Raw genomic sequence first — 13,137 nt, 5'->3', positions numbered from 1 at the left:
GCCAAGCCGGAAGACACCCCCTAACCGACTGAACTGCGGAATGCCCGCCGGTACGCCTGCGGGCTCGTCCCGACGACCCTGCGGAACCGCTCCCGGAACGCCGTCGGCGAGCCGAAGCCGGCCTGGGCGGCGATGCGCTCGACGGGGTGGCCGGTGGTCTCCAGGAGGTGCTGGGCGAGAATGTTCCCGCCCGCAGCCCGCCGCGTTATCGAGGCGCCGGACGACGTCCGGGCCGCCGAGACCCTTCAGTTGCTGCACCGGATCTGCAAGGTGTACGCCGTCGTGGGCGTCGTCGTCCCCGCGTCCGGGTTCGCCACGGCCGGCAACATGCACGTGCTCGGCAGTGCCTGGCTGATCACGTCGATCGCACTCACCGCGCTCGCAGCCCTCGTGCTCATCGCGCTGGTGCTGCCCCGGCAGAGTGCGCTGGTGGAGGGCGGCACGGGTGGTGCCACGCGGCAGGCCACCGTCCAACTGGCCATGCTCACCGGGGTGTTCAATCTGCTGTGGGCCGCCGTGACGGTTCTGATGATCGTGCGGCCGGGGTCGACGACCGGCGCCTGAGCGCCTTCGCGGGTTTCTGTTATCGCGGGGCGTGCCGGTTCGTCTCCGGGGTAGGCACACGGCTCGACAGATCAGCCGCCGAAGCATGCTGAAGGCCTCGGGAGTGGCGGTGGGGGCCGCCGCCGGGATCGCCGCGGCGGGCGGCCCCGCGACCGCCGTCTGAGCCGAGGCCTTCTCCCATCCCGGCCTGCTGCACACCCGTACCGATCTCGACCGCATGGCCGCCAAGGTGAAGGCGGCGCCGCGCCCTACACGGCTGGGGTGCGCCAGGCTGACCGCCAACCGGCACGCGCAGAGAACGAGCAAAAGCGACGCTCCACGGCTCATCGGGTGGAGAGGAGTTGCTCGGCCCAGATGGTCTTGCCGGTGGAGGTGTAGCGGGTGCCCCAGCGCTCGGTCAGCTGAGCGACGAGGAGCAGGCCGCGGCCGCCCTCGTCGAAGACGCGGGCGCGCCGAAGGTGAGGGCTGGTGGCGCTTGTGTCGGAGACCTCGCAGATGAGGCTCCGATCGCGGATCAGCCGCAGCTTTATGGGGGGTCGGCCGTATCGGATGGCGTTGGTGATCAGTTCACTGACGACGAGTTCTGTCACGAAGACCTCCTCCTCCAAACCCCAGTCGGCGAGGCATTCGCAGGCCCGCTTGCGCGTCTCGGGGACGACGGCGGGATCGCTGTCGAGGTCCCAGGAGACCACCTGGTTCTGGTCGAAGACTCTGGTGCGGGCGAGGACGAGGGCAATATCGTCGGCGTACGGTCCCGGGCCAGTGTTCAGAACGCTGTCAGCCAGCGCGTCGAGGGACGAAGCAGGCTGGGTGAGAGCACGGCGCAGGTCGGAGACGGCCTGCTCGACGTCGCGGCCGCGAGTGTCGAGGAGCCCGTCGGTGAAGAGGGCGAGAAGACTGCCTTCGGGCAAGGTGAGCTCGGTCGCCTCGAACGGCAGACTGCCCAGGCCCAGCGGCGGGCCGGGAGGCAGGTCGATGACGCTGCTGGTGCCATCCGGGTGGACCAGCACAGGGGCCGGGTGACCCGCCCGGGCCAGAGAACAGGTGCCCGAGACTGGGTCGTAGACGGCGTACACACAGGTGGCGCCGATTTCGCCAGGGATCTCACCGGTGGCGCCCGCCTCTCCGCTCTGCTCGCCCTCGTCGTGGGTGACTATGTCGTCGAGGTGGGTGAGGAGTTCGTCCGGCGGAAGGTCGATGTCGGCAAGGGTGCGTACGGCCGTGCGCAGCCGGCCCATGGTCGCCGCGGCGTTGATCCCATGGCCGACGACGTCACCGATGACAAGGCCGACCCGCGCCCCGGGCAGGGGGATCACATCGAACCAGTCTCCGCCCGCTTCCGTCCCGTCACCGGCCGGCACATAGCGGACAGCGGTCTCGATGGCCGGATGCATGGTCGGCCCGTGCGGCAGCAGGTTTCGCTGCAGTGCCAGCGAGATGCCGCGCTCGCGCGTGAATCGTCGGGCGTTGTCCAGGCAGAGCGCGGCCCGGGCGACCAGGTTCTCCGTGACGGTCAGATCGTCGCGGCCGAAAGGCTCGCGGGACGCTGTCCGGACGAACAGGGCTGCGCCGAGGGGGAGGACACCCGGAGCACGGATGGGTACGGCAATCACGGAGCGTGTTCCGAATGCGTCGGCGAGCGCGGCGGGGGCGGGGTCCTCGGCCAGCCAGCGGACGATCTCAGGAGCTTCGGCGTTGTACATGACAGCCCGATCGTCGGCCAGGCACTGGGCGATCGGTGACGACTGCGGAGGGGTGTGTGACTCTCCGGGGTTCGGCAGACCAGCGAACAGCGAATGCTCGAACGCCGATCGATGCGCTGCCCGACGCAGTGCGTCGGGACCGGGAAGAGACGGCGAGGGCATCTTGCCCTCAAATGCCGGATTCAGAACGTCGATGCTGACGAAGTCAGCGAAACGGGGAACAGCGACCTCGGTGATCTCCTGGGCGGTTCGCATGATGTCCAGGCTGGTTCCGATATGGGACCTGGCCTCGCTCAGAAGGGCGAGTCGCTCCCGAGAGTCGTACTGCTGGGAGTAGTCGGACACCGCGAAGCCCACGGCGCGCACCTGGCCTGCCGAGTCCTTGAGCGGAAAGATGTCGACCGCCCAGGCGTGTGCCTTGGCATCGCCCGGGAGCTTGACGAGGTGTTCGAGGGTCTCCGCCTTTCCGGTCTCCGTCACTCTGAGGATGCCCCGCTCCGCCTCCTCGAACGCGGGGCCGCACAGGAATTCGGTCTGGCGTAGGCCATGAGCTTCGTGCTCTGTCAATCCGGTCATCTGTTGTATCGCTTCGTTCTTGCGCAGCACTCGTGCCTCAAGGTCGAAGATCGCGAGGGCGAGAGGCTGCTGCTCGAACATCCACCCGGTGAGCGCGCTGTCCGGGCATGCGCCCGTCATTGTTCCGTGTGCGATCGTCAGCAAAAAGCCGGCGTTGCGCTCGGCGTCCAGCAGCGGGGACAGACGAATCTGCGTCTTCAGGAGATGGCCGTCCCGGTGCCGTGGTGTGCCATCGGAGGCGAGGAGTGCGGTGACAGGCTTCCCGGCCGCCTCGGCGGGGGTGTATCCGAACACGGCTTCCGCGTCGCTGCTCCAATAGGCGATGTTGCCGTCACGGTCTGTCACGGCGATACCGGTGTTTCCGCTCAGCGGGGGCGTGGGTCGGCCTGTCTGCTGACCCCATTGGTTCATGGTATGTACCTGACCCTCCTGCGCAGGTGCAGGACATGCATCCACGATGATCCCCTCGCGGCGAGATGACAAGGTGGGCGATCTGCGTCCTTGCGACCTGTGGCCGACGCCTGGCCCTCTCGGTAGGCGGCCCGGCCGATCGACCTTGGACGGCCGGGCGCCGACCGGAGCCTCCGATTGCGCGGTCTGCGGTTCGGGTGGTGGTCGCAGCCGTCTGACGCCTTCTGCGCAGACAGGCCCCCGCGACGCACGGCCAGGAGGAGTGGCTCTCGTGGGCATCGCCGTCATGGCTCCGAGCGGGCCGTTGGTGGGTTTCCGCTGAGGGCGTCGTCCGTCACCAGCACCCGCGTGGCGGCCACCTTGTCTCACCGACCGAAGCCGTATCCGGCACTGAAGGGGATCTTCAGGACGTTCAGCGGATCTTCAGCGGCCGGGAGCAAGAGTTGCCCTCGTACTCGATCCCGGGGGGACCGGGGCCGGAACGAGACCGGCACCTCTGTGTTCCTCCCGCTCACGAAGGAGCTGATCAGATGAACGCGCCATGGAGTGGCATCTCGCGCCGTCAGGGCATCGTGATGGCCGGCGTGGTGACCGCACTGCTCGCCTCGGGCGGGGTTGCCGCGGCAGCGGCCTCGGCCGATGGCGGCACCGCCAAGCACGACGGCGTCACGGTCTCCGAGGCGCCCGGCAACCCGCACCCGCAGCACGTCAAGCCGGGCACCGCCGAGGAGCTGGGTGACGTCACGGTCGGCGAGGGCGGCCCCGTCACGGAGGAGGAGCCCTCCGTCGTCGAGGTGCCCGGCGCGAAGCCGGACAAGTGGGAGCCTGCCGAGGCCACTCCGGTGGAGGGCGCCCCCGTCGTCGTCGGCGACGAAGGCAACACGGACACCCCGGACACGGTGACCAAGCCGGGGCACTAGCCAGAAGGCACAGGCACCCGCAGGATGCCGAGCCACCTTCGGACCGCCCGGCCGACACTCCCCGGCCGGGCGTTCTGCGTTCCAGGTGGCCGGCTCCGCTTCCGTCTTCGCCCTCGAACTGTCGCAGAGCCTGCGTGTTGTCGACCCCCGAGCGGGAGGTCGTAGTGATCAGGCCGGGCCCGGACTACGTGCCACACGTGATTCCAAGAGCCGGTGGTGCAGGGACGCTGGTGACCGCGTGTCTCGTCGCCCGCGTCTCCAGGGGTCGTCGATCGTCCCCGCCTCCTTGGAGAGAGTTGCGGCATGACCGGCAACCCGGTCACCGGAAACGCTCCGCCGCACCCCGTACGCCCACCAGCCGCGTACGGCCCACGCGGCGACTCAGGGACGCACCTGCGGCGGGTGCGTGCCGCCCACCACGGACAGGTCCTCGAACCGGATCTCCTCCCCGCATGCGGCGCAGTCCGCCCGGGTGTGCAGGACGGCACCGCATCGGTGCTGGAACTCCGCTGTGGCCATGCCGTCCCGGCAGTACGTGTCGCCCCATTCCTTCAGGGCGGCGAGCACGGGGAGCAGAGCCCGGCCTGCCTCCGTGAGGACGTATTCATCGCGCGGTGGATGCTCGCTGTAGCGCCGTCGCTCCACGACGCCGGCTGCCTCCAGCCGACGCAGGCGCGCGGACAGCAGTGTTCGCGAGAGCCCGACCGCGTCGGCGATCTCGGAGAAACGCCGGTTGCCGTACAGCAACTCGCGCACGATCGGCAGCGAATGACGTTCACCGACGACGGCCACCGCGTCGGTCACGGAACAGACACGAGGTGTCGGTGCAGATCTAGTACTCACTGTGCTAGATTAGCCTCAACAAGTGAGTACAGATTTTGTACCTACTTCTCCGGGGCGGTCCCACCCTTCAGGGGTCCGGCGAGACCACTCGGCAGCCACATTCCCGATCACGGAACGGCAGACGGTTAACGCCATGAGCAACGAAGCCAACAAGCGGGTCGTCCTCGCGGCCATCGACGACACCACGGGGCGCACGAACCAGGTGCACCGGGTGCTGGCCCAAGGCGACTTCGTCGTGACACACGCCACGACCACCCTCCCCGACGGCGGCCGGGCCGCCGCCTTCGATCTCTGGCAGATCGAGGACGGCCGGATCGCCGGCCACTGGGGTGACCGGGAGCCGATCGTGCAGCAGACGGCCAACGGCCACACCCAGGTCGACGGCACCGTCGTCATCGACGCGGCAGCCGACACGGAAGCCACGCGCAAGGTGGCGGAAGAGACGGTGCGCACGATTCTGGTGGACAACGACTTCTCCGACCTGGACCACTACCTCGCGGGCGAGTCCTATGTCCAGCACAATCCCCGCTTCGCCGACGGCATCAGCGGACTGGCGGCCGCGCTAGGTGAACTGGCGAAGTCGGGCCACTCCCTCAAGTACTCCGACGTACTCCACGTCGTAGCCGAGGGAAACTTCGCCTACGTCCGTTCGGTGGGCGTCTTCGCGGGCACCGACTTCGTTTTCCACGACCTGTTCCGGGTGGCGGAAGGGCGCGCCGTCGAGCACTGGGACGTCATGGTCCCGCGGTGAGAGAGTCCCGTTCTGCCGAGTTGCGAACCGGAAATCATCGTACGAAAAAGGACGTGGAAGAAATGGTCTCCCAGACCGAGTTGGCGTACGACGTCTTCATTTCCGATCCGATCCCCACAAGCGTCACGGATCCCATTCCGAACGGAGACCTGTTTTCCTGGTCGCCGATGTCGACGACGCTGATCTACGGGCAAGAGAACGCGGTGCTGGTCGATCCCCCGCTGACGATCGAGCAGGCACAGCGAGTGGGTGACTGGGTCGAGCAGTCGGGCAAGAACCTGGAGCACATCTACATCACGCACGGCCACGGTGATCACTGGTTCGCCGCCGGCCCTCTGGTCGAACGCTTCCCCGGCGCCGTGGTCCTCGCCGGCGAGGACAGCATCCGTCTCATGCGGAAGCAGGGCTCGGCGGAGTTCAGGAAGGAGATGTGGGACGAGCTGTTCCCTGGTCAGATCCCCCCGACCCCCGTGCTCGCACAGCCCGTACCGCCGGAAGGTTTCCTCCTGGAGGGCAACGTCCTGCGCTCCGTCGAAGTCGGCCACAGCGACACCGACGGCACCACCGTTCTCCACGTTCCCTCGATCGGGCTCGTCGTGGCCGGTGATGTCGTCTACAACGGCGTGCACTCGTACCTCTCCGAATCCGCGGGCGGCGGGCGCGAGCAGTGGCTGAACGCTCTCGACACGGTCGAGAGCCTCGCACCGCGCCACGTCGTCAGCGGACACAAGAACAAGGAACTTCCGGACAGCCCGGCCACCATCGAGGAAACCCGGCAGTACATCCGCGACGCGGACCGGCTCCTGAAGGAGACATCGAGCCGGATCGAGTTCTTCGAGGCCATGTGCGCCCTTCATCCCGAACGCCTCAACCCGGCGGTCGTGTGGCTCACGGCCAACGCGCTCATGGACAAGCAGGGATGAGCCTCAGCGATCCGGGCGGGACCGGGTTCGGGGCCGGCGAGCCCCCGAGGCACGGTCCTCCGCCCCGCCGAACGGGGGCCCCGTCCGTCGGGGCGCCCCCGGGGAGACTCAGCCGAGTCCGTCCGCGCCGACCTGGACGGCCGACTCGTCCAGCAGGGCGTCGGAGACGGGAAGCGGCCGCCCGTCGAGGCCGAGGACCGGGGTCGCCTTTTTGTACCAGGACTCGATCACCGCGTTGCCCCAGAAATCACGGCGGCGGTCGTCGCGCACGTTCCAGCGGTACGTCTCGTGGTCCGGGTCACCGGTGTAGTAGTCGGAGGTGTAGATCTCGACCCGGTGACCGTCCGGGTCGCGCAGGTAGAGGTAGAAGGCATTGGAAACCCCGTGCCGACCGGGACCGCGCTCGATGTGGTGCTCCTTGTGCAGCGCGCCGAAGATGTCGGCGCAGCGCAGGACCTGGTGGGATTCGTGGGTGGCGACCCCGAGGTGGTGCAGCCGCGGCCCGGCGCCGCCGGTGAAGGCGACGTCATGGACGGTCTGCTTGCGGTACATCCAGGCCGCGTACAGCTCGTGCTCGTCGCCCTCGATGGTCTCCGAGCAGCCGAAGCCGAGGGACTTGTAGTGGTCGTAGGCGGCGGGGATGTCCGGGGTGCAGATGTTGAAGTGGTCCAGGCGGGCGATCTCGGCGCCGCGGTGGAGGTCGTAGCGCTGGATCAGGCGCTCGGCGCGTTCGATCTCGTGGAAGAACTCGACGGGGAAGCCGAGCGGGTCGATGACGCGGACGGCGTCACCGACTCCGTGCGCACCCTCGCCCCGCTTCAACCGCTTGACCGGGCAGCCGAGTTGGCGGAAGTACCGCTCCGCCTTGTCGACGTCCTCGGGCGTGCGGACGCGGTAGGCGATGTGGTCGAGGGCCGCGATCTCGCCCTTGCGCAGGACCAGTGAATGGTGGGTGAGCTCGTCGGTGCCGCGCAGATAGAGGGAGTCCGCGTCCTCGTACTGGATGTGGAAGCCGAGCATGTCGGCCCAGAACCAGCGGGCGGCACCGAGGTCGGTGACGGCGAGCTGGGCGTAGGCGGAGCGGATGACGTCCGGGGCGTCCGGGTGCGGATGCGTGCTCATGACGAGGCTCCGAAGCGGGGGGTGTGGACGTCGCCCAGGGCGACGTGGACGATCTTCGACTCGGTGAAGAAGTCGATCGAGTGCGCCCCGCCCTCGCGGCCGACGCCGGACGCCTTGACTCCGCCGAAGGGGGTGCGCAGGTCGCGGATGTTGTGGGAGTTGATCCAGACCATGCCGGACTCCACAGCGTGCGCGATACGGTGGCCGCGCTTGAGGTTCGAGGTCCAGATGTAGGCGGCCAGACCGAACTGGGTGGCGTTGGCCAGCTCGATCGCCTCAGCCTCGTCGTCGAAGGGCGCGACCGCCACGACCGGGCCGAAGATCTCCTCCTGGAAGATGCGGGCGTCGCGCTCGACGTCGGCGAAGACGGTGGGCTGGAGGTAGTTTCCGTCACTCAGGTGGGCGGGACGGGCGCCGCCCGCGACCAGCCGGGCCTCCTTCTTGCCGATCTCGACGTAGTCGAGGACGCGTGCGTAGTGTTCGGGGTGGACCAGTGCGCCGACCTCGGTGGCCGGGTCGGAGGGAAGCCCGACGCGTACGTTCGTGGCTCGCTCGGCCAGGCGGCGGGTGAACTCCTCGTACACCGGCCGCTCGACCAGCACGCGCGAACCGGCCGTGCACCGCTCGCCGTTGAGGGAGAACACCCCGAACACGACCGAGTTCAGGGCGGCTTCCAGGTCGGCGTCGGCGAAGACGACGGCCGGGGACTTGCCGCCCAGTTCCATCGAGGTGGTCTTCAGGTGCTGCGCGGAGGAGCGGATGATGTGCCGGCCGGTGTCGGTGGAGCCGGTGAAGGAGATCAGCGGCACGTCCGGGTGGTCGACCAGGGCCTGTCCGGCCTCCTCGCCGATGCCGTGCACGATGTTCACCACTCCGGCGGGCACGCCGGCCTCTTCGAAGATTTCCTGCCACAGACTGGCCGACAGGGGCGTCCACTCGGCCGGCTTCAGCACCAGCGTGCAGCCGGAGGCCAGCGCGGGCGCCAGCTTCCAGCTCTCCAGCATGAAGGGGGTGTTCCAGGGGGTGATCAGCCCGGCGACCCCGACCGGCGTGCGCCGGACGTAGGAGAACTGTTCCTCGCCCTGCCGGAACGCCTCCTCGCCGAGCGCGACGATGACGTCCGCGAAGTAACGGAAGTTCTCCGCCGCGCGCCTCGCCTGGCCCTTCGCCTGGGTGATCGGCAGGCCGGAGTCGTACGTCTCGAAAGCGGCGAGCCGGTCGTGGCGGGCCTCCACGGCGTCCGCGACGCGGTACAGGGTGTTCGCGCGGTCCCGGTTGGACAGACCCGCCCAGCCGGGGAAGGCGGCGCGGGCCGTGGCCACCGCCCGGTCGACGTCCGCCGAACCTCCTCGCGCGGCTTGGGCGTAAACGGCGTTGGTGGCGGGCTCGCAGACGTCGAACGTCCGCCCGTCGGCGGCGTCGACGAGCTCGCCGCCGATCCAGTGCCGAATGGTCGAAGGCAGGTTCTCGGGCGTCACTTGTCGATTCCTATCTGTGCGGTGAGGCCGCCGCCCTCGGCGAGCAGCGCACGAATCTTCGTCAGCCCCTGCTCGGTGGGCGTCACCAGCGGCGGACGTACGAAGTCGGAGGCAATACGTCCCTGCTGAGCGAGGACCCACTTGGCGGGAGCCGGGTTGGTCTCGACGAACAGCAGGTCGACGAGCGGGTGCAGGCGGTAGTGCAGGTCACGGGCGGCGTCGAATTCGCCGGCCTCCCACAGCTCGTACATCCGGGCCACCGCCGCGGGTGCGAGGTTGGCCACCGCCGAGACGAACCCGGCTCCGCCCAGTGCGAGCAGAGGCAGGCACAGCAGCTCGATGCCGGACCACACCAGCAGCGAGCGGCCGCAGGCGTGCAGGACGCGCGAGAAGTGCTCGAAGTCCTTCGTCGTCTCCTTCACCCCGACGAAGTTCTCGAAGTCGGTGAACAGCCGCTTCACCGTCTCGGGGGCGATGTCGACCGCGGTGCGGGAGGGGACGTTGTAGGCGACGATCGGCAGGTCCGGGAACTCCCGGGCCACCGTCGCGTACCACTGGTACAGCGCCTCCTGGGTGGGCCGCGCGTAGTAGGGCGTGATGACGAGCGCCGCGTCCGCGCCCAGTTCCTGTGCGGCGGCGGTGATTTCGAGGGTCTCGTCGAGCTTGTGGGAGCCGGTGCCGGGCAGGAACGGTACCCGGTCGTCGATCTCCTTTGCCGTCGTACGCATCGCCGCGATGCGCTCGGCGACGCTCTGAGCGCTGGGTTCGCCGGTGGAACCGCCCAGCGAGATGCCGTGCGAACCGGACTCCAACTGCCAACGCACCAGAGCGCGCAGGCTGTCATGGTCGACGGCGCCGTCCGCGGTGAACGGCGTGACGACCGGCGCGATGGACCCGCGGATGGCCGACGGGTCGCTGCGGAACTTCACTGTGACTCTCCCTTGCACCAGGTCTCGTACGCGGCCCGCCAGGCCGGTCCCGGCGGATACAGGCCGTCGACACTCTCGCCGGCGGCCACCTGCTCGGTGATGAAGCGCTCCTGCCGCTCCTGCTCCCGGCAGTCGGCGACCAACTCGTCGGCGAGGTCGGGCGGTACGACCACCACGCCGTCCGCGTCGCCGACGATGAGGTCGCCGGGCTGGACGAGAGCCCCGCCGCAGGCGATCGGCACACCGGTGTCCCAGGGGACGTGCCGACGCCCGAGGACGGAAGGATGGGCGCCGGCCGCGTACACCGGCAGGCCCAGGTCCGCGATGGTGGCGCTGTCACGGACCGCGCCGTCGCTGACGACTCCGGCCGCGCCCCGCTTGTGCGCACGCAGCGCGAGGATGTCACCGAGCGTTCCGGCGGTCGGATCCCGTCGGGCGTCCATCACCAGCACATGCCCGGGACGCAGCTCCTCGATGGCCCGCTTCTGCGCGTTCATGCCCGTGCCGTACCGCTTGAACAGGTCCTCGCGCAGGGGCAGATAGCGCAGTGTGTGCGCTGCGCCCACCATCGGCCCGCCGCCTGCGGCGCCCACCGGCCGCACGCCGTCGATCGACATGTGCGGCAGACCGCGTGAGCGCAACTGGGCGCTGAGCGTCGCCACGGCGACGGACTTCAGCCCTTCGGCGAGGCGCGGATGGAGCAGCGGCTCGGGCTCGTAGGCCGTCCCGTAGGCGGCCTCTCGTTCGGCCTGGTCCGCCCTGGGCAGCGCACCGTACGCCTCCAGGGCGGGCCCCTCGGCGATCGGATTGCGCAGCCGTCCGCTCGACAGCTCTCCGGAGGTGACCTCCACCTCGACGAGGTCACCGGGACGGACGACGGAGGCGCCCGCCGGGGTACCGGTGAGGATCACGTCACCGGGTTCCAGCGTGACCAGCCGCGACAGATCGGCGACGAGTTGGCCGAAGGGGAAGAGAAGCGTGTCGGTGGTGTCGTCCTGCACGAGCTCGCCGTTCACCCACGTCCGTAGCCGCAGTGCGGACGGGTCGAGCCGGCGTGCGTCGAGCAGACGCGGCCCGAGCGGGGTGTAGCCGTCGGCGCCCTTCGAGCGGAGGTTGGAGCCGCGGTCGGCGTACCGCAGGTCGTACACGCCCGCGTCGTTGGCGGCCGTCACCCAGCGGACATGGGACCAGCCGTCCTCGGGCCGCACCCGCTGGGCACGGGAACCGATGACGAGCGCGATCTCGCCCTCGAAGCCCAGCAGTTCGCAGCCGGCCGGCCGGACGATCGCCTCCTTGGTGCCCGCCAGTGACGACGGCGGCTTGAGGAAGTACGACGGCTGTGCGGGGATGCGCCCGCGTTCCCTGGCCCGGCTGGGGTAGTTGAGGTGAACCGCGATGATCTTCGTCGGCGGGTTCCCGAGCGGATGGGTCATCAGGCACGCTCCAGGCTGTGCTGATTCAAGAAGTCCTGCACCCTGGCCTTGTAGGGCTCGCGGTCGTACGACTTGACGTAGGCGCCGGCCATGCGGACCGGGTCGCCGAAGAAGTAGTACTCGTACAGGGCCTGGCGGCTGGAGAAGGCGGAGATGCAGGTGTCCCATACGAGGCGGAACAGCTTCACGCGTTCGGGGCCGGTCAGGGTCGCGGACTGCAGGTAGGCCTCGATGTCGGCGGCGGCCGGGCCGGTGATGTCGAGTTCGGTCGGGGTGGCCATCAGGCCGGAGGCGCCGAGCTTGCGCAGGATCTGCGGGAAGCGCTGGTAGAGCTTGGGGTAGAGGTTGCGGGCGGCGTTGAGCGGGGCGAAGGCCGGGGTGAGGACGCCGTACTCGTTGATCTCGGCGTCGGCCTCGGCGGCGCGCAGGAAGGCGCGCAGCATCTCCAGCGTGGTGATGATCTCGGCGATGTCCTCCTGGACGTGCTGGAACTGCTCGATGCCGATGGCCTCGGTCAGCAGCGACACCAGGCCGAGGATGTACTCGGTCTTGGCGGTGGTGCGGGTGACGACCTGGTGGGTCATGTGGTTGACCGAATTGGTCTGCGAGTAGAAGCCGTTGCACAGCTCGGCGTCGCCCATGGCGAAGACGCGCTCGTACGGCACGTGCACGTTGTCGAAGACGACCACGCAGTCCGACTCCTCGAAGCGGGAGGAGAGGGGGTGGTCGTGCCGGGGCCGGTCGTGGTCCAGCGGCTCGCGGGCGATGTAGCGCAGGCCCGGGGTGTCGTTGGGGATGGCGAAGGCGTAGGAGTACGGCTTGTCCTCCGGGGTGCCGCGCAGCACGGTCGAGGGGAAGACGAGCATCTCGTCGGCGAACGGCGCGATGGTGGCGAGCATCCGCGCGCCGTGGACGACGATGCCGTTGTCGTCCTCCTTCACGATGCGCGCCGCGAGTTTGCCGCCCGCCTGCTGGGTGCCGGCTACCGCGCGGTTGACCTGCGGCGGGATCAGGGTGTGCGTGGCGAGGAGGTCCTCTTCGCGGGCCTTCTCGTAGTAGCGGCGGATGTTTTCGCCGAAGGCGGGGTTGGCCTGGGCGAACCAGTCGGCGGCCGAGTTGAGGGCCATCAGGGAGGCGTTCATGTAGTCGCCGGTGCGGCCGAGCATGCCGTTGCTGTGGTCGGCCCACACCTTGTACGCGTTGCGGCGCTTGACCAGGTCTTCCGGGGTCTTCGGGGTGAGGAAGGAGGTGCCGACGGGCTCGCCGGACGTGGGCGAGGCGTAGGTGAGGGTGTCCTTGTGCTCGGCGCTGTGCTGGAGGTCGTACAGCTCGGCGTAGGTGCGCACCACGTTGCGGAAGGCCGGGTGGTCCTGGATGCCTCCGGTGACCGTCTCGCCCTGGATGTGGACGGTGGGGCGGGAGGCGGAGAGTCGCTCGAGGTATTCCTTGCCGGTGCGTGCGGCCATGGTGGTGCTCCTGAAGAG

At 69.0% G+C, this 13,137-nt stretch carries 10 protein-coding genes and 2 pseudogenes; 4 read left to right on the top strand and 8 right to left on the bottom strand.

Annotation, left to right across the window (positions count from 1 at the left end; all coding sequences use genetic code 11):
- Positions 1–20 precede the first annotated feature (20 nt).
- Positions 21–176, bottom strand: a pseudogene (locus tag AB0D57_RS30815) (helix-turn-helix domain-containing protein); the annotation flags it as partial.
- Between AB0D57_RS30815 and AB0D57_RS30810 the strand changes: the two are divergent.
- Positions 175–564, top strand: a pseudogene (locus AB0D57_RS30810) (hypothetical protein); the annotation flags it as partial. The pseudogenes AB0D57_RS30815 and AB0D57_RS30810 overlap by 2 nt on opposite strands.
- Before the next feature lie 323 nt (positions 565–887).
- Here AB0D57_RS30810 and AB0D57_RS30805 read toward each other — a convergent pair.
- Positions 888–3,188, bottom strand: coding sequence for a SpoIIE family protein phosphatase (locus AB0D57_RS30805; RefSeq protein ID WP_362080218.1), 2,301 nt, complete (start codon positions 3,186–3,188; stop codon positions 888–890).
- 596 nt (positions 3,189–3,784) lie between these two features.
- Here AB0D57_RS30805 and AB0D57_RS30800 point away from each other — a divergent pair.
- Positions 3,785–4,174, top strand: a complete 390-nt coding sequence (locus AB0D57_RS30800; protein ID WP_362080215.1) for a hypothetical protein — start codon at positions 3,785–3,787, stop codon at positions 4,172–4,174.
- A 381-nt stretch (positions 4,175–4,555) separates the two neighbouring features.
- Here AB0D57_RS30800 and AB0D57_RS30795 read toward each other — a convergent pair whose 3' ends face one another.
- The gene (locus AB0D57_RS30795) at positions 4,556–4,978 is read right to left on the bottom strand and encodes a helix-turn-helix domain-containing protein (protein ID WP_362080212.1); all 423 of its coding nucleotides are present in this window, start codon (positions 4,976–4,978) and stop codon (positions 4,556–4,558) included.
- A gap of 172 nt (positions 4,979–5,150) precedes the next feature.
- Between AB0D57_RS30795 and AB0D57_RS30790 the strand changes: the two genes are divergently transcribed.
- Both AB0D57_RS30790 and AB0D57_RS30785 read left to right on the top strand, forming a co-directional pair.
- Positions 5,151–5,768 (top strand): nuclear transport factor 2 family protein, encoded by a 618-nt coding sequence (locus AB0D57_RS30790; protein ID WP_362080209.1) that lies wholly within the window; start codon positions 5,151–5,153, stop codon positions 5,766–5,768.
- 62 nt (positions 5,769–5,830) lie between these two features.
- Positions 5,831–6,691, top strand: coding sequence for an MBL fold metallo-hydrolase (locus AB0D57_RS30785; protein ID WP_362080206.1), 861 nt, complete (start codon positions 5,831–5,833; stop codon positions 6,689–6,691).
- A 108-nt stretch (positions 6,692–6,799) separates the two neighbouring features.
- On the opposite strand, the gene hpaD is transcribed toward AB0D57_RS30785, so the two are convergent.
- The 5 genes from hpaD to hpaB are packed head-to-tail and all read right to left on the bottom strand — an operon-like array spanning position 6,800 to position 13,119.
- Positions 6,800–7,813 carry a 3,4-dihydroxyphenylacetate 2,3-dioxygenase gene (gene hpaD, locus AB0D57_RS30780; RefSeq protein ID WP_362080203.1) on the bottom strand — a complete coding sequence of 338 codons (1,014 nt, stop codon included), beginning with the start codon at positions 7,811–7,813 and terminating at the stop codon, positions 6,800–6,802.
- Positions 7,810–9,291 (bottom strand): 5-carboxymethyl-2-hydroxymuconate semialdehyde dehydrogenase, encoded by a 1,482-nt coding sequence (gene hpaE / locus AB0D57_RS30775; protein WP_362080200.1) that lies wholly within the window; start codon positions 9,289–9,291, stop codon positions 7,810–7,812. Before hpaE ends, hpaD begins: the two co-directional genes overlap by 4 nt.
- Positions 9,288–10,220 (bottom strand): 4-hydroxy-tetrahydrodipicolinate synthase, encoded by a 933-nt coding sequence (gene dapA / locus AB0D57_RS30770; RefSeq protein WP_362080197.1) that lies wholly within the window; start codon positions 10,218–10,220, stop codon positions 9,288–9,290. Before dapA ends, hpaE begins: the two co-directional genes overlap by 4 nt.
- Positions 10,217–11,653, bottom strand: coding sequence for a fumarylacetoacetate hydrolase family protein (locus tag AB0D57_RS30765; protein WP_362080194.1), 1,437 nt, complete (start codon positions 11,651–11,653; stop codon positions 10,217–10,219). The genes dapA and AB0D57_RS30765 overlap by 4 nt, the downstream gene beginning before the upstream one ends.
- Positions 11,653–13,119 carry a 4-hydroxyphenylacetate 3-monooxygenase, oxygenase component gene (hpaB, locus tag AB0D57_RS30760; RefSeq protein ID WP_362080191.1) on the bottom strand — a complete coding sequence of 489 codons (1,467 nt, stop codon included), beginning with the start codon at positions 13,117–13,119 and terminating at the stop codon, positions 11,653–11,655. Before hpaB ends, AB0D57_RS30765 begins: the two co-directional genes overlap by 1 nt.
- Positions 13,120–13,137 lie beyond the last annotated feature (18 nt).

The sequence above is a fragment of the Streptomyces sp. NPDC048275 genome, from assembly GCF_040652275.1.
Classification (GTDB): Bacteria; Actinomycetota; Actinomycetes; order Streptomycetales; family Streptomycetaceae; genus Streptomyces.
This window is presented reverse-complemented; position numbering and strand designations above follow the sequence as displayed.